Source organism: Arthrobacter sp. (genome assembly GCF_048266065.1).
GTDB lineage: Bacteria > Actinomycetota > Actinomycetes > Actinomycetales > Micrococcaceae > Arthrobacter_H.
Window position 1 is genome coordinate 347,872 of the sequence record NZ_JBLXAH010000002.1, and the last position, 15,647, is coordinate 363,518.

13 protein-coding genes and 1 tRNA gene are annotated in these 15,647 nt (G+C 66.6%); 2 read left to right on the top strand and 12 right to left on the bottom strand.

Features of this window, described 5'->3' with window-relative positions; translation table 11 throughout:
- Positions 1–118 precede the first annotated feature (118 nt).
- A complete protein-coding gene (rpoB, locus tag ACN0TP_RS04725; protein ID WP_417217245.1) occupies positions 119–3,625 on the bottom strand; it encodes a DNA-directed RNA polymerase subunit beta in 3,507 nt (1,168 codons plus the stop codon).
- Positions 3,626–3,993: 368 nt separating this feature from the next.
- On the opposite strand from rpoB, the gene ACN0TP_RS04730 reads away from it, so the two are divergent.
- The gene (locus ACN0TP_RS04730) at positions 3,994–5,187 is read left to right on the top strand and encodes an acetyl-CoA C-acetyltransferase (protein WP_417217246.1); all 1,194 of its coding nucleotides are present in this window, start codon (positions 3,994–3,996) and stop codon (positions 5,185–5,187) included.
- Positions 5,188–5,201: 14 nt separating this feature from the next.
- Here the strand turns inward: ACN0TP_RS04730 and ACN0TP_RS04735 are convergent, their stop codons facing one another.
- The 9 genes from ACN0TP_RS04735 to ACN0TP_RS04775 all read right to left on the bottom strand — a co-directional run bounded on the left by ACN0TP_RS04735 (position 5,202) and on the right by ACN0TP_RS04775 (position 12,127).
- Positions 5,202–6,482 carry an acyltransferase family protein gene (locus ACN0TP_RS04735; protein WP_417217248.1) on the bottom strand — a complete coding sequence of 427 codons (1,281 nt, stop codon included), beginning with the start codon at positions 6,480–6,482 and terminating at the stop codon, positions 5,202–5,204.
- A 172-nt stretch (positions 6,483–6,654) separates the two neighbouring features.
- Entirely contained in the window at positions 6,655–7,029 is a 375-nt protein-coding gene (gene rplL / locus ACN0TP_RS04740; protein ID WP_372697007.1) for a 50S ribosomal protein L7/L12, read from the bottom strand.
- Positions 7,030–7,097: 68 nt separating this feature from the next.
- On the bottom strand, positions 7,098–7,667 hold the full coding sequence (gene rplJ, locus ACN0TP_RS04745) for a 50S ribosomal protein L10 (RefSeq protein ID WP_417217250.1): 570 nt from the start codon (positions 7,665–7,667) through the stop codon (positions 7,098–7,100).
- 296 nt (positions 7,668–7,963) lie between these two features.
- Positions 7,964–9,079: a GNAT family N-acetyltransferase gene (locus tag ACN0TP_RS04750; RefSeq protein ID WP_417217252.1), complete on the bottom strand. Its 1,116-nt coding sequence runs from the start codon at positions 9,077–9,079 to the stop codon at positions 7,964–7,966.
- 209 nt (positions 9,080–9,288) lie between these two features.
- Positions 9,289–9,996: a 50S ribosomal protein L1 gene (gene rplA / locus ACN0TP_RS04755; protein ID WP_417217254.1), complete on the bottom strand. Its 708-nt coding sequence runs from the start codon at positions 9,994–9,996 to the stop codon at positions 9,289–9,291.
- 149 nt (positions 9,997–10,145) lie between these two features.
- Complete coding sequence (rplK, locus tag ACN0TP_RS04760) at positions 10,146–10,577, bottom strand: 50S ribosomal protein L11 (protein WP_343900046.1); 432 nt, start codon at positions 10,575–10,577, stop codon at positions 10,146–10,148.
- Between the two features lie 136 nt (positions 10,578–10,713).
- Positions 10,714–11,574 (bottom strand): transcription termination/antitermination protein NusG, encoded by an 861-nt coding sequence (nusG, locus tag ACN0TP_RS04765; RefSeq protein WP_417217256.1) that lies wholly within the window; start codon positions 11,572–11,574, stop codon positions 10,714–10,716.
- An 89-nt stretch (positions 11,575–11,663) separates the two neighbouring features.
- Positions 11,664–11,930 (bottom strand): preprotein translocase subunit SecE, encoded by a 267-nt coding sequence (gene secE, locus ACN0TP_RS04770; RefSeq protein WP_417217258.1) that lies wholly within the window; start codon positions 11,928–11,930, stop codon positions 11,664–11,666.
- A 124-nt stretch (positions 11,931–12,054) separates the two neighbouring features.
- A tRNA-Trp gene (locus ACN0TP_RS04775) sits at positions 12,055–12,127 on the bottom strand.
- A gap of 233 nt (positions 12,128–12,360) precedes the next feature.
- Here ACN0TP_RS04775 and ACN0TP_RS04780 point away from each other — a divergent pair.
- Positions 12,361–13,560 (top strand): pyridoxal phosphate-dependent aminotransferase, encoded by a 1,200-nt coding sequence (locus ACN0TP_RS04780; protein WP_417217260.1) that lies wholly within the window; start codon positions 12,361–12,363, stop codon positions 13,558–13,560.
- 78 nt (positions 13,561–13,638) lie between these two features.
- Here ACN0TP_RS04780 and ACN0TP_RS04785 read toward each other — a convergent pair whose 3' ends face one another.
- A complete protein-coding gene (locus ACN0TP_RS04785) occupies positions 13,639–14,313 on the bottom strand; it encodes a LuxR C-terminal-related transcriptional regulator (RefSeq protein ID WP_417217261.1) in 675 nt (224 codons plus the stop codon).
- Positions 14,310–15,638, bottom strand: a complete 1,329-nt coding sequence (locus ACN0TP_RS04790) for a PspC domain-containing protein (protein ID WP_417217262.1) — start codon at positions 15,636–15,638, stop codon at positions 14,310–14,312. The genes ACN0TP_RS04785 and ACN0TP_RS04790 overlap by 4 nt, the downstream gene beginning before the upstream one ends.
- Positions 15,639–15,647: the final 9 nt, after the last annotated feature.

A 15,647-nucleotide genomic window follows, 5' to 3' on the forward strand; every position in this document is an offset into this window, starting at 1 on the left:
TCTCTTGTTCTGAAGAAGTCTGGTGTTCATCGGCAGGTGCTTGACCTGCCGGGGAGGGGAAAAGGAAGGGGTACGACGGCGGGTGCCCGGCAGGGATGCCGGGCCACCGCCCGTCGTGCTAAACCTCGTCGACGGAGCTCGGCTCCGAACGGGAGAGATCGATGCCCAGCTCTTCCGCAGCCCGGAACACTTCTTCGTCCGAGTCCCGCATCTCGATGGGATTGCCGTCGGTGGAGAGGACCTCCACGTTCAGGCACAGCGACTGCATTTCCTTGATGAGCACCTTGAAGGACTCCGGAACGCCCGGTTCCGGGATGTTCTCGCCCTTCACGATGGCCTCGTAGACCTTCACGCGGCCATGGATGTCATCGGACTTGATCGTCAGCAGTTCCTGCAGCGTGTAGGCGGCGCCGTAGGCCTCGAGGGCCCAGACTTCCATCTCACCGAAGCGCTGGCCACCGAACTGTGCCTTACCACCCAGCGGCTGCTGGGTGATCATCGAGTACGGGCCGGTGGAGCGGGCGTGGATCTTGTCGTCCACCAGGTGGTGGAGCTTCAGGATGTACATGTAGCCCACGGACACCTCGTCCGGGAACGGCTGGCCGGAGCGGCCGTCAAACAGGCGGGCCTTTCCGGAGTTGCCGATCAGGCGCTCACCGTCACGGGTGACGTTGGTGTGGTCCAGCAGTCCGCGGATCTCGTCCTCGTGTGCGCCGTCGAACACCGGAGTGGAGACGGTGGTCGGACCGGATTCGCGCGGCAGGTTCGGCAGGTCCTTGACCCAGTCCGGCTCGCCTTCGATCTTCCAGCCCTGCTTGGCGGCCCACCCGAGGTGGATCTCCAGCACCTGGCCGACGTTCATGCGGCCAGGAACACCCAACGGGTTCAGGACGACGTCGACCGGGGTGCCGTCCTCCATGAACGGCATGTCCTCGATCGGCAGGATCTTGGAGATGACGCCCTTGTTGCCGTGGCGTCCGGCGAGCTTGTCGCCGTCCGTGATCTTGCGCTTCTGCGCCACGTAGACGCGAACCAGCTGGTTCACGCCCGGGGGCAGCTCGTCGTCGTTGTCGCGTTCGAAGATGCGCACGCCGATGACGGTTCCGGACTCGCCGTGCGGCACCTTCAGGGAGGTGTCGCGGACCTCGCGGGACTTCTCGCCGAAGATCGCGCGCAGCAGGCGCTCTTCCGGGGTCAGTTCCGTTTCGCCCTTCGGGGTGACACGGCCGACCAGGATGTCCCCGGCCTCGACCTCGGCACCGATGTGGATGATGCCGCGCTCGTCGAGCTGGCCCAGGACCTCTTCGGAGACGTTCGGGATGTCCCGGGTGATCTCCTCGGCGCCGAGCTTGGTGTCGCGTGCGTCGACCTCGTGCTCCTCGATGTGGATCGAGGTCAGCACATCGTCGGAGACCATGCGCTGGGAGAGGATGATCGCGTCCTCGAAGTTGTGGCCTTCCCAGGACATGAAGGCCACGAGCAGGTTCTTGCCAAGGGCCAGCTCACCGTTGTCGGTGGACGGGCCGTCGGCGATGATCGACTGGTACTCCAGGCGATCCCCCTCGGCGACACGGACACGCTGGTTGTAGGCGTTGCCGTGGTTCGAGCGCGCGAACTTCATGATCGGGTACGCGGACTCGGTGCCGTCGTCGTTCATGACGGTGACCAGGTCGGCGGAGACCTCGGTGACCACGCCGGGCTTGGCCGCGGTGATGGAATCACCGGCGTCGACCGCGACGTACTTCTCCATGCCGGTGCCGACCAGGGGCGCCTCGGAGGCCAGTAGCGGCACGGCCTGGCGCTGCATGTTCGCACCCATGAGGGCGCGGTTGGCGTCGTCGTGCTCCAGGAACGGGATCAACGCGGTGGCCGCGGAGACCATCTGTCGCGGGGAAACGTCCATGTAGTCGATTTCGGCCGGCTCGACGAGCACGGGCTCGCCGCCGCCGCCACGCTCACGGCAGAGGACCAGGTCCTCGACGAAGTGCAGGTCTTCGGTCATCGGGGCGTTGGCCTGGGCGATGATCGCCTCGAGCTCCTCGTCCGCGGTGAGGTAGTCGACCTGGTCGGTGACCTTGCCGTTGACGACCTTGCGGTAGGGGGACTCGATGAATCCGAAGTTGTTGATCCGGGCGTAGGTTGCCAGCGAACCGATCAGGCCGATGTTCGGGCCTTCGGGGGTCTCGATGGGGCACATGCGTCCGTAGTGCGAGGGGTGCACGTCTCGGACTTCCATGCCGGCGCGGTCACGGGACAGGCCACCCGGGCCCAGCGCGGACAGGCGGCGCTTGTGCGTCAGTCCGGCGAGCGGGTTGTTCTGGTCCATGAACTGCGAGAGCTGGGACGTTCCGAAGAACTCCTTGATCGCGGCCACGACGGGACGGATGTTGATCAGGGTCTGCGGCGTGATCGCCTCGACGTCCTGGGTGGTCATGCGTTCGCGGACCACACGCTCCATGCGGGACAGGCCCGTGCGGACCTGGTTCTCGATGAGCTCGCCCACGGCGCGGATGCGGCGGTTGCCGAAGTGGTCGATGTCGTCGACCTCGACGCGGATGTCGACCTTTTCGCCCTTGCGGACACCGGGCACGGTGGCTTCACCGGCGTGCAGGGCCACCAGGAACTTGATCATGGCGACGATGTCGTCGATGTTCAGCACCGAGGCGTCCGGCGAATCCAGCGGGGTCTCGACGCCGAGCTTGCGGTTGATCTTGTAGCGGCCGACCTTGGCCAGATCGTAGCGCTTGGCGTTGAAGTAGAGGTTGTCGAGCAGGGCCTGGGCGGCATCGACCGTCGGCGGCTCGCCCGGACGCAGCTTGCGGTAGATATCGAGCAGCGCCTCTTCCTTCGTTTCCGTCGCATCCTTTTCCAGGGTGGCGCGGATGGAGTCGTACTGGCCGAACTCCTCGAGGATGCGTCCTTCGGTCCAGCCGAGGGCCTTGAGCAGCACGGTGACGGACTGCTTGCGCTTGCGGTCGAGGCGAACGCCGACCTGGTCGCGCTTGTCGATTTCGAGCTCGAACCAGGCACCACGCGAGGGGATGATCTTCGCGGTGAAGATGTCCTTGTCGCTGGTCTTGTCCGGCGTGCGCTCGAAGTAGGCGCCCGGGGAGCGCACGAGCTGGGAAACCACGACACGCTCGGTGCCGTTGATGATGAACGTGCCCTTGCCCGTCATCAGCGGGAAGTCGCCCATGAACACGGTCTGCTGCTTGATCTCGCCCGTGTTGTTGTTCATGAACTCGGCCTTGACGTACAGCGGGGCCGCATAGGTCGCGTCGCGGTCCTTGCACTCGGCCTCGGTGTACTTCGGGTCCGCGAACTCGGGCTCCGAGAAGCTCAGGGACATGGTGCCCTGGAAGTCCTCGATCGGGGAGATCTCCTCGAAGATCTCGGCCAGGCCCGACGTGTCGGCGACGCCGGCGACGCCCTCGGCACGGGCCTTCTCCAGCCGGGACTTCCAGTTCTCGTTGCCGACAAGCCAGTCGAAGCTCTCGACCTGAAGTGCCAGCAGATTGGGCACGTCGAGGGGTTCGTGGATCTTTGCGAATGTGATTCGGCCTGCCGCTTCCGCGGTGCGGGCCGAACTAGCGGTTTGATGATTTGAGGTGCTCGAGGCGACCAAGATGGATCCTTCCACAGACCGTCAGGTTTCCGACGCCATCCCCGCCCGGGATGAGGAACCCGGAACACCACCAAACATCGGGCCCACCGCTATATGAAGGCCGACTGGAAAGAGGGAAGACGCAAGGATCCACATTACACGACCCGGGCGAATCTGTCCACCATACTAGATGTTGTCGAAAAAGACCCGCATCGCGGCCAAAAAACTTTGCCCGCCCCATGGTTCACCGCGGGATTCCGCACTTCCGTGCCGACACTCCCCCGGCGGTTCACCGCGTTCCCCTCGCCCGCTGCCGCGCTTTGGTCTTTATGGTCCACGTCACGATAATTGGGGGAAGGAAGAGTTCTTTCGACGAAAGTGAGCGCATCATGTCCGATCCCCGCGACGCAGTCCTCATCTCCGGGTCCCGTACCCCCTTCGGCCGGCTCAAGGGCCAGTTGGCTGGTTTCACCGCAGTGGAACTGGGTGCCGCCGCCATCACGGGCGCCCTGGACAAGGCCGGCGTCCCGGCGGAGGACGTCCAGGCCGTCATCATGGGCCACGTCGTCCAGGCCGGGTGCGGGCAGAATCCTGCCCGGCAGTCGGCCGTCAAGGCCGGCATTGGATGGAACGTGCCCACGGTGACCATCAACAAGGTCTGCCTCTCGGGCCTGGCCGCGATCACCGATGCCGCCCGTCTCATCCGGCTTGGCGAGGCCGACGTCGTCGTCGCCGGCGGCCAGGAGTCCATGACCAACGCCCCGCACATCCTGCCCGGGAGCCGCAAGGGATGGAACTACGGCAGCTTCACGGCCATCGATTCCGTTGACCATGACGGGCTCACCGACGCCTTCGACGGACAGTCCATGGGGGTGAGCACCGAAGCCAAGAACGGCGAGCTGGGCATCGAACGACTCCCCCAGGACGAGGTGGCCGCGGCCTCGCATCAGCGGGCCGCCGCAGCCCGGGAATCCGGGGTGTTCGGCGACGAGATCGTCGCCCTCTCCGTCCCCCAGCGCAAGGGCGATCCGGTGATCGTGGATACGGACGAGGGCATCCGCCCCGAGACCACCACCGACACGCTGGGCGGCTTGCGTCCTGCCTTCGCCCAGGACGGCACGATCACCGCCGGGAACTCCTCCCCCCTCTCGGATGGGGCAGCTGCCGTCGTCGTCGCCTCCCGTGAATATGCTGACCGCAAGGGACTGGACATCCTCGCAGTCATCGGTGCTCCCGGCCAGGTGGCCGGCCCGGACACCTCATTGCACTCGCAGCCGTCCAACGCCATCAACGCGGCCCTCGGCACTGCCGGATGGTCGGTCTCCGACCTGGACTTCATCGAGATCAATGAGGCCTTCGGCGCCGTCGCCTGCCAATCCCTGAAGGATCTGGACTACCCGTTGGAACGGACGAACATCCATGGCGGTGCCATCGCCTTGGGGCATCCCATCGGAGCCTCGGGGGCCCGTTTGGCGCTACACGCCGCGCTGGAGTTGCAACGCCGCGGCGGCGGCAAGGCGGCGGTGAGCTTGTGCGGCGGCGGCGGACAGGGCGAGGCACTGCTGCTGTCCCGCGACTCATAGGCCCGCAATAGCGGCTACAGCCCCCGGGTGATTCCGCCCTGGTTATGCGGTATCACCCGGGTGGTTGGTTTGCCGTCGTCCTCGACCCTCCGGGCACGATGGGCAAATTCACGGGCCGGTTCGCGGAGGGCTACCAGGGCGTCGACCCCGGCGGTGACTGCTTTGCCCAGACGACGTCCGAACTTTTGCTCGACCAACCGGTAGACCAGGTAGGCGGCCGTTCCGGAGATCGCCATGGCGATGCCCAAAACGACAGGGCGCGGGAGCAGTCCGCTGAGCTGGTCGATGATCCACCAGCCCCAGATTTCATGCAGCAGGTAGATCGGGTAGGTCAGTGCCCCTGCCAGTGCCAGTCCAGGGAGATTCACCCGGCGCAGCGGTGACAACACCAAGGCGGCCACCAGGGCGAAAATCCCCACGACGATCCCCCAATACACCTGTTCGGGAATGGCATAGCCCACCAGGTCCAGCGCTTCCGAACTTCCGGTACGTCCTGTCAGCCAGGCGGCCTGGACGACATTGAGAGCCAGCACCGCCCACCGCAGCGGGGTATGGCCGAAACGGTAGATGAGGAACAGGCACATCCCCCCGGCGAAAAGTGCAGCGTGCTGCGGAATCAGTGCCTGGCGGACGAAGTTGCTCGAAATCAGGGGAGCCAGGAATCCCACGAGTGGCCAGATGGCTGCGAAGGCCAGGATGCGCTTGCGGGTCACCCATCCGAGCATCATCAGGACCAGGACGATCCCGTAGAAGCGCATCTCTGCCCACAAGGTCCAATACACCCCGTCGACATGGGGGACTCCAAAGCCGTTCTGCATCATGGTCAGGTTCACTGCCCAGTCGGCGAAGGACAGATGTTCGCCCATCGAGGGCCAAATGAAGAAGATCAGCACTCCGGTGGCCAGCACTGCCACCCAATAGGCGGGGAACAGGCGCCCCACCCGCGATCCGATGAATTGGGACGGACGCTTCCCGTAGGCCGAGAGCAGGATGACGAAACCGCTGATCACGAAGAACAGCTGCACACCCATGTTGCCGAATACCGTGACCCGGGACAGGTAGGGCCACGCCGCTTTTGCCGGCTCGACACCCCAGTAGCCGTGGTGCCAAGCGGTGTAGTGGTAGAGGATGACACCGATCGCGGCCAGCAGACGGACGCCGTCCAACAGTGCCAGGCGGGTCCCCCGCCGAGGGCTGTCGGCGGCCGGCGCCGGACTGCTCTGGGCGGTTGGCGCCGCGCTGCTGACCGCGCCCTCGGCCGTGGGGCGTGTCTCCGTTGCCGTCGCGCTGGCCATGCCCACCACCTCCCTACCTCACCGTGCGTTACCAAGTCGTTATCTACCACGATAACAAATATGGGCCGCCGTCCCGGCGGAGTGTGACGCCTGCGACACCAGTGGGGGGACTTAAACAGGGAACCCCGCACACCGGATGGGTGTGCGGGGTTCCCCGGGAATTGCGTTGAGGCTACTTGACCGTGACGGTCGCGCCGGCGGCCTCGAGGGCCTCCTTGGCCTTCTCTGCAGCGTCCTTGGCAGCGCCTTCCAGCACGGCCTTGGGGGCGCCGTCGACGAGGTCCTTGGCTTCCTTCAGTCCGAGGGACGTCAGGGCGCGGACTTCCTTGATCACTGCGATCTTCTTGTCGCCAGCGGCTTCGAGGATGACGTCGAATTCGGTCTGCTCCTCGGCAGCCTCGGCGCCACCGGCGGCGGGGCCGGCAACGGCGACAGCAGCGGCGGTGACCTCGAAGGTCTCCTCGAAGGTCTTAACGAACTCGGAGAGCTCGACGATGGTCATTTCCTTGAAGGCCTCAAGGAGCTCTTCGGTGGTGAGCTTCGCCATGATGTGGCGTCCTTTCCATGGGGCGGCACGCTGGGGTGCCGCGAGATGTTTGGTGGTGTGAAGGGCCCTTAGGCTTCTTCGGTGGCAGCGTCGGCAGCAGGTGCTTCCTCGGCCTCGGCGGCGGGAGCTTCGGCCGGAGCCGCTGCTGCACCACCCTCTTCTTCACGCTTTGCACGCAGGGCGTCGATGATCCGGACCGCGGCGGAAGCCGGGGCCTGGAGGACGCCGGCCACGCGGGCCAACTGGTGCTCGCGGGACTCGAGTGCGGCCAAAGCGGCCACCTCGGATGCGTCCATGGCCTTGCCCTCGAAGTAACCGGTCTTGATGACCAGCTTGTCGTTGGACTTGGCAAAATCCGTGAGGCTCTTGGCTGCGGCCACTGCATCGCCCTTGATGAAGGCGATGGCGGTCGGGCCGGCAAGCTGGCCATCGAATGCCTCGATGCCGGCTTCCTTGGCTGCGATGCCCGTCAGAGTGTTCTTCACGACCGCGAACTTGGTGTCCTTACCAAGCGAACGGCGCAACTCCTTGAGCTGTGCAACGGTGAGCCCACGGTATTCGGTCAGGACAGCGGCGCCCGACTCCTTGAAGTCGTTGGTGATTTCCTCAACTGCGGAAATCTTAATCTGCGTTGCCATAACCCTCCTTCCGGGGATTGTCTCTGAGTCGATCTATCCGGTCCCCGAACCCCGGAGGGCTGGCATAAAAAACGCCCCGCGCAGATGCACGGGGCTTCTCAATCCCGGGCGGCATGAACCACCAGGGGGAGGAAAACTTCGTTCACCTGCGTAGGCCGCCCAGTAGCTGGGACTTTCGGATGATTCCCCATGCTGGCATGGGGCACCACCGACCGACGGTCTTTGGTTCGTCCAGTATAGCCCGACGGGTCCGGCCCCGCAAAATCGCGGAGTCCGGATCCCGTCGGCGACAGGGGCTACTTGCGGATCCAGCCCGCCTCGACGAGGCAGGCGGTGAACCCCAGCGCCTCGTTGATGCGCAGCATGTACGCATTTTCGGCGGCGTTCCAGGTGTAGATGCGTTCCACCGATGGCTGCAGGCGGCCCAACCCCAGGTGGTTCCTGGCTTTCACCAGCTGCCCCAGACGGTGGCCACGGTGCTCGGGCAGGACGAGGGTCCCTTCCTGGAAGGCCACCGCTTCGTTCCCGGCAAAGACCACCAGTTCCGTGTAGGCCACCAAGGTACCGCTGGCCCGATGCCGGGCCACCGTCACGACAGAGGTCGTCCCCTGCCTCCGGCGCCGGGCCTCCATGGTGCGCAGCCGGGCCGCATCCCACCGGGACGGTTCGAACTCGAGCCCGCCCATGGGCGGATCGGTGTCCATCCGTTCGATGATGCGGCAGTAGTCCTCCACGGCCCACTCGGGGACGGGGCCGGTCCAGGATTCGGTGTCGTAGTCCCCCGAGACGCTCTCCGCGTCGCGCTCGAGCGCCCGCAGCCTCGGGGCATCGCCCTCCCCCACATCCACGCGGCTGCCACGATCGATCTGGCCCAAGGTGAAGCCATGGGTGATGGCGAAGGCCGTCGATGGCGCGTGCGCGTCCACCCAGCCCGCCCCCGACTGCGGAGACGCGGGCGCGACCCCCGCCCCGGGAGTCCCCACGGAGTCCCCACTGGACAAGGACAACCCGGCGTACCCGTTCAGGATGGTGCGCCCCTGCTGGGCGCACCGTTCCGCGGCCCGCTCCAACAGCCGCGACCCGACCCCCTGCCGACGCCACCGTGGCGCAACAACAAGCTCGATGTCGGCGGCATTCAGGTTCTCGGCCAACGGCAGGAAGACCAGTACGGCGGCAATGACCGCCGCCGCCGGTTCCGTTCCCGAACGTGCCACCAGCAGGAAATAGCGCCCGTAGGGGCTCGGCTGGAGCCGGGCCAGCTGCACGGCATCGGGCGAAACCAGGTCGTCGTGCCCCAGTTCCTCGATGGCGGCATCGCGGAACAACTGCTGGACGGCCAAGAACTGCCGTCCCCCTGGCGCGTCGAGCGTGGCGGGGACCGGCAGGTCCTCGATCGTGAGTTGGCTGGTCATGATCTCCTCCGCGGGAGGTCCGGGAAGCGACCGGGGTCGCATCACTGATTGAGAAGTGTCAATCATTAGCTTACGTTCCTCGTCCCGCCGCGTAAAGAGGCCCGGCGGGTCCACTTCGCCACCCGCTGGGTACAACAGAAGATCCCCGCCTCCTGCAGGAGCAGGAGACGGGGATCTTCAGGCCGTCCGGTATCCGGACGATGCCGCCGCTAGGCGCCGGTGACGACCTTGGTCACGTTCGGGTCCACGGGGATGCCGGGGCCGAAGGTGGTGGCGACGGTGGCCTTGGAGATGTAGCGGCCCTTCGAAGCCGAAGGCTTCAGGCGCAGGACCTCGTCGAGGGCTGCCGCGTAGTTCTCCGCCAGCTTCTCGGCGTCGAAGGACACCTTGCCGATGATGAAGTGGAGGTTGGAGTGCTTGTCGACGCGGAAGTCGATCTTGCCGCCCTTGATGTCGTTGACTGCCTTGGCGACGTCCATGGTCACCGTGCCGGTCTTCGGGTTCGGCATCAGGTTGCGCGGTCCGAGGACCTTGCCCAGACGGCCGACCTTGCCCATGAGGTCAGGGGTGGCGACGGCGGCGTCGAAGTCGGTCCAGCCGTCCGAGATCTTGGCGATCAGGTCGTCGGAGCCCACGAAGTCGGCGCCGGCGGCGATGGCCGCTTCTGCCTTGTCGCCGTTGGCGAAGACCAGCACGCGGGCGGTCTTGCCGGTGCCGTGCGGCAGGTTCACGGTGCCGCGGACCATCTGGTCGGCCTTGCGGGGGTCCACGCCGAGGCGGAAGGCCACCTCAACTGTCGAGTCGGTCTTGGCCGAACCCGTCTCCTTGGCCAGGGCAATGGCCTCGGTCGGGGAGTACAGCTTGTCGCCATCAATCTTGGCGACAGCTGCCTTGAATGCTTTGCTGCGCTTTGCCATCTGCTTGTTCTCCTTATGCAGTCGTGGTCATTCGTGGGTCGCGCTGGACCCTGCCACTACGACGCCGGTGGCATCCCCCGGATGGAGGTTCCGTCGTCGTTCTCTGATGTTGTGGGTGTTCCCGCCGGTGGCGGAAACGGTGGGGTGTCTTAGCCCTCGACGGTGATGCCCATGGAACGGGCGGTGCCAGCGATGATCTTGGCGGCGGCCTGGATGTCGTTGGCGTTCAGGTCCTCCATCTTGGTGTTGGCGATCTCCTCGACCTGGGCCTGGCTCAGCTTCGCGACCTTGTCGGTGTGCGGGGTGGCCGAACCCTTGGCGACGCCCGCAGCCTTCTTGATCAGCTCGGCTGCCGGCGGGGTCTTGGTGATGAAGGTGAAGGAGCGGTCCTCGTAGACCGTGATCTCCACCGGCACGACGTTGCCGCGCTGGGATTCCGTTGCGGCGTTGTACGCCTTGCAGAACTCCATGATGTTGACACCGTGCTGACCAAGTGCGGGACCGATCGGCGGGGCCGGGTTGGCGGCACCTGCCTGGATCTGCAGCTTGATGAGGCCGGTGACCTTTTTCTTGGGGGCCATTTCGGGTCCTTCTACTCATTGCGTTTCCCACGGAACACAGGAGCGTGTCCGGGGCTGGTGGCCGCCGTGGCGCGGCGGCCGGATCGTTTCCCGCGGCGGAAAGCGGCCGCGCGGGAGACGAAGTCTTCGGTGATCCCTACTGGATCTTGGTGACCTGGCTGAACGACAGGGTCACCGGGGTCTCGCGTTCGAAGATCGACACGAGCACCACGAGCTGCTGCGATTCGAGCTTGATCTCGCTGATCGTCGCCGGCAGGGTCTCGAACGGGCCGTCGTTGACGGTCACCGACTCGCCGACGGTGAAGTCGACGTTGACCTCCGAGATCGGCAGGCGGCCCGGCTTGGACGAGCCACCGGCCTGTGCCGGCTCCTCCGTCACGATGGTGTGCTCGAGCATCGAGTACACCTCGTCCAGGCTCAGCGGCACCGGATCGTGGGCGTTGCCGACGAAGCCGGTCACGCCCGGCGTGTGCCGCACGGTGCCCCAGGAGGCGTCGGTCAGTTCCATGCGCACCAGCACGTAGCCGGGGATGCGCACGCGGCGGACGATCTTGCGGGTGGTGTTCTTGATCTCCACGACTTCTTCCATGGGGACCTGGATCTCGTAGATGAACTCCTCCATGCCCAGCGTCTGGGCGCGGGTCTCGAGGTTCACCTTCACGCGGTTCTCATAGCCGGCGTAGGAGTGGATGACATACCAGTCGCCGGGCTGGCGACGCAGCTGCGTGCGGAATTCCTCCTTGGCGGCGGCGACGGCCTCCTCGGGGGAGAGCTCCGGGGCACCGTCTTCGGCGGCTTCAACGTCGGACGCCGGGGCGTCGGCGGGCTCGTCGTCCGCGGCGGGCGCCACGTCGTCGCCTGCGGTGTCCTCGGACGCCTCGGCGGCCGATGCCTCTTCCGAAACGACGGAATCGGCCGACACCTCTACGGCGTCGGCCTCGCTTGCCTGCTCAACGGTCTCGTCGTTGGCCTGCGGTTCGAGTTCCTGCTCGGACACTGCGGTTCCTGCTTTCTTTGACTGGTAAACCAGAACATTTCTTCGTGGCGTGGCCTCGGGCCACCGGACGCCCGGGGACGTGGGCGTTCCTACTGCTCCGGCGGATTCGTGAACACGAGGATCGCGCCGTTGCCGAACAGCAGGTCCAACCCGCTGACGATGAGCATCACCAGGATCACGAACCCCAGAACGGTCAGCGTGTAGTTCACCAACTCGCTGCGGGTCGGGGTGACGACCTTCTTGAGCTCGGAAATGACCTGGCGGAAGAACAAGGCGAGACGCGCGAAGACGCCGGCCTTGGCCGGCTTGCCGCCGCGGGGAGAGCCCTTGGAGCTTCCCGCTGTTGCTTCGGTCACTGTGCCTCGATTCGCGTTCATCGCTTCTTGAAACAATCACGGTGCACCGCAGCCTGTCGGCCACAACACACCGTGACGTGGATTTCGCCGAGCCCCCACACCTGTTGCGTGGGTTGCCACTGCGCAGGGCAGACAGGACTCGAACCTGCAACCTGCGGTTTTGGAGACCGCTGCGCTACCAATTGCGCCACTACCCTTTGGGATTGGTGGTCCTCCCCGCCGCAGCTTGCCTTCAAGCACACCGCATCGAGGCGTATTCCAACACCGAGGAATTAGTCTACGCACTCGACCCCCCACAAGTCGAACCGAACGCTTCCGACAGGGGCGGACCCGCCCGGGTCCGGGCCGGGACTCATTCTGGGCCGCGTGCCGCGACGCCGCTAAGCTGGAAGCTGTTAGGCCCCCCTCCCCGACCCCAGGAAGCGACCCCATGTCACGCATCTCCCGACGCATCGGATCGATCGCCGAATCAGCCACGCTCGCCGTGGATGCCAAGGCCAAGGCGCTGAAGGCCGCCGGGCGGCCGGTGATCGGATTCGGTGCCGGCGAACCGGATTTCCCGACCCCCGACTACGTGGTGGAGGCCGCCGTCGCGGCGGCCCGCGATCCGCGGTTCCACCGCTACTCCCCCGCCGCCGGGCTGCCGGAGCTTAAGGCGGCCATCGCGGCGAAGACCCAACGCGATTCGGGGTACACCGTCGACCCGTCCCAGGTGCTGGTCACCAACGGCGGCAAGCAGGCTGTCTACAACACGTTCGCCACCTTGTTGGATCCGGGCGACGAGGTCCTCGTCCCCGCCCCCTTCTGGACGACCTACCCGGAGGCCATCCGACTGGCCGGGGGCGTGCCGGTCGAGGTCTTCGCCGGCCCCGAACAGGGCTATCTGGTCACCATCGAGCAGCTCGAGGCAGCCGTTACCGACCGGACCAAGGTCCTGGTCTTCGTCTCCCCGTCCAACCCCACCGGAGCCGTCTACCCGCCGGAGATGGTGGCCGACATCGGCAAGTGGGCGGCGGCCCGGGGCCTCTGGGTCGTCACCGACGAGATCTACGAGCACCTGACCTACGACGACGCGGTCTTCACCTCGATCGCGACGGCCGCCCCCGAACTCGGCGACCGGGTGGTCATCCTCAATGGCGTGGCCAAGACCTACGCGATGACCGGTTGGCGGGTGGGCTGGATGATCGGTCCCACCGATGTCATCAAGGCAGCCACGAACCTGCAATCGCACTCCACCTCCAACGTCGCCAACGTCTCGCAAATGGCAGCCCTCGCCGCAGTTTCCGGGCCACTGGACGCCGTCCATGAGATGCGCACCGCGTTCGACCGCCGGCGCCAGGCCATCGTCGCTGCCCTCGATGCCATCGACGGGGTGGATTGCCCGACCCCGAAGGGCGCGTTCTACGTCTACGCCGATGTCAGGGGGCTGTTGGGACGGGACATCGATGGAACGCGCCCGGCCACCTCGGCCGACCTGGCCGCACTGATCCTGGAGAAGGCCGAAGTGGCGGTCGTTCCGGGTGAGGCCTTCGGCCCGTCGGGATACCTGCGCTTGTCCTATGCGCTGGGGGACGACGACCTGGCGGAGGGCGTCGCCCGCATCGCCGACCTGCTGGGCCGGGCCCGGTAACCCCGCCTCTGCTGTGACGCCGCTGCCCTGCGGCCACGCCATCGAACCGGTGGTGGTGGCCGCAGGGCATTTCGCTGCCTAGAGGATGCGGCGGTCCACCGCCCATCGGGTGAGCTCGTGTCGGTTCGAGAGCTGCAGCTTGCGCAGCACCTTGGAGACGTGGGTTTCGACGGTCTTGACGGAAATGAACAGGTCTTTGGCGACCTCCTTGTAGGTGTAGCCACGGGCGATCAGGCGCATGACCTCCAGCTCACGGGCCGAGAGCAGGTCCAGTTCGTCGTCGGCACCCACGGCGGCCTGTGTGCCGAAGGCATCGAGCACGAATCCTGCCAGCCGGGGCGAGAAGACGGCGTCGCCAGCGGCCACCCGGACCACGGCGTCGGAGATGTCCCGCCCCGAGATCGATTTGGTCACGTATCCGCGCGCCCCGGAGCGGATGACCGTCACGACGTCCTCGGCGGCGTCCGAGACGCTCAGGGCCAGGAAGCGCACGTCGCCGAGCATCCCCGCGCAGCCGGCCACGACCTCGGCGCCGCCCCCGCCCCGTCCGCCGGGCAGGTGGACGTCGAGCAGGACGACGTCGGGCCGCAATTCGGTCACGGCACGGATGGCCCCCTCCACCGTTGCCGCCTCCCCCACCACCAGCAGGCGGGAGTCCAGGTCGGATTTCAGCCCCGAGCGGAAGATCGCGTGGTCATCGACGACCACGACGCGTATCTGCCGGTCTGCCGGTTGGGTTTCGCCGCTGTTCATCGGTTCTGCTCCTCAGGTGCCTCGTGTTTCATGGCCAGGTGGACTTCGGTTCCGCCGGCGTTGCTGGTGATCGAGGCGTTCCCGCCGTTGCGCTGCATGCGTCCGACGATGGATTCCCTGACTCCGAGACGGTCCCCGGGCAGCGCCTCCGGGTCGAATCCCGCACCGCGGTCGCGCACGAACACGTCGACTCCCCCGGCGGAGGCCTCCACGTAGACGGACACGGTGCCTCCAGCATGTTTGGCCGCGTTGAGCATGGCTTCGCGGGCCGCCTGGACCACTGCGTCGTGGCCCTCGAGGCCCTCCAGCTCACCGACCGCCACGACGTCGATCACCGCGGCATGCGATTCCTCAAGCTGGACGGCCTCGGCGCGGATGGCCTCGCAGATGCCGCCCTCGGCCACCGGCGACTCGCGGTAGAGCCATTGGCGCAGTTCGCGCTCCTGGGCCCTGGCCAGCCGCAGGACCTGGGCCTCGTCGCCAGCGCGCTTCTGGATCAGGGCCAGCGTCTGCAGGACCGAATCGTGCAGGTGGGCGGCGATTTCCGCCCGTTCGCCGACCCTGATCCGGCTGGCGCGTTCGGATTCATAGTCCCTCCAGAACCGCAGTCCCCACGGGGCCAGGACCAGCACGATGCCGGCCAGCACCACGAGCGCGACGAAGGCCCCGTTCCAGAGGGCCTCCAGGCTCACCGCCCCGGACACCAGGAAGATCAGCCCCAGGACCACCAGCGCCAGGCCACCGACCAGCCGCACCACCCCGACGGCGCGATCCGCCCCGGCGGCCTTGCGCAGTCCCCTGCGGCTGCCCGCGTCGAGCTGCAGCCAGGCCAGCACGGCCCCGGCGATGATCAGCACCGCCGGCCAGATCAACCCCCAGGCCACCGGCAGGCCCTGCATCTGCGCGAAGATCAGCGCCCCGACCAGCAGCAGGCCGGCGCCGGCGAGGATCTCGCGCCCGGCCAGTCCGCCGAAGCGCACGCCCGGCCAGGCCCGGGCGTTGTTCCCGGTCCCTGCCCCGGTCGGCGATCCCGGTTCCGGCGACGCCGCCGGGCCGTGGACCCCGTCCTCGCGGGCCAGGGAGACGGGCCGGCCGGCCCGGGAGCGTTCGGCGTCGTGCAGTGCGTCCTCCCGGGACGGGACCATGATCCACAACCAGGCGTAGAGCACGATTCCCGCCCCGGCGACCAGGGTCAGCAGCGCCATCCCGATCCGGATGGTGCGCACTGGCTGGCCCAGGTGCAGCGCGAGCCCGGCGCATACCCCGCCCAGCACGCGCGGTTCCGCGCGGACCAGCGGGGGCCTGACGGGGGGAAATTCGGTCATGGGTCCATC

Coding starts and splice junctions, on each gene's coding strand:
- ACN0TP_RS04780 (WP_417217260.1), top strand. CDS start 12,361: ATGTCACGCATCTCCCGACGCATCGGATCGATCGCCGAATCAGCCACG.
- rplL (WP_372697007.1), bottom strand. CDS start 7,029: ATGGCGAAGCTCACCACCGAAGAGCTCCTTGAGGCCTTCAAGGAAATG.
- ACN0TP_RS04790 (WP_417217262.1), bottom strand. CDS start 15,638: ATGACCGAATTTCCCCCCGTCAGGCCCCCGCTGGTCCGCGCGGAACCG.
- rplK (WP_343900046.1), bottom strand. CDS start 10,577: ATGGCCCCCAAGAAAAAGGTCACCGGCCTCATCAAGCTGCAGATCCAG.
- rplA (WP_417217254.1), bottom strand. CDS start 9,996: ATGGCAAAGCGCAGCAAAGCATTCAAGGCAGCTGTCGCCAAGATTGAT.
- rplJ (WP_417217250.1), bottom strand. CDS start 7,667: ATGGCAACGCAGATTAAGATTTCCGCAGTTGAGGAAATCACCAACGAC.
- ACN0TP_RS04730 (WP_417217246.1), top strand. CDS start 3,994: ATGTCCGATCCCCGCGACGCAGTCCTCATCTCCGGGTCCCGTACCCCC.
- ACN0TP_RS04735 (WP_417217248.1), bottom strand. CDS start 6,482: ATGGCCAGCGCGACGGCAACGGAGACACGCCCCACGGCCGAGGGCGCG.
- ACN0TP_RS04785 (WP_417217261.1), bottom strand. CDS start 14,313: ATGAACAGCGGCGAAACCCAACCGGCAGACCGGCAGATACGCGTCGTG.
- ACN0TP_RS04750 (WP_417217252.1), bottom strand. CDS start 9,079: ATGACCAGCCAACTCACGATCGAGGACCTGCCGGTCCCCGCCACGCTC.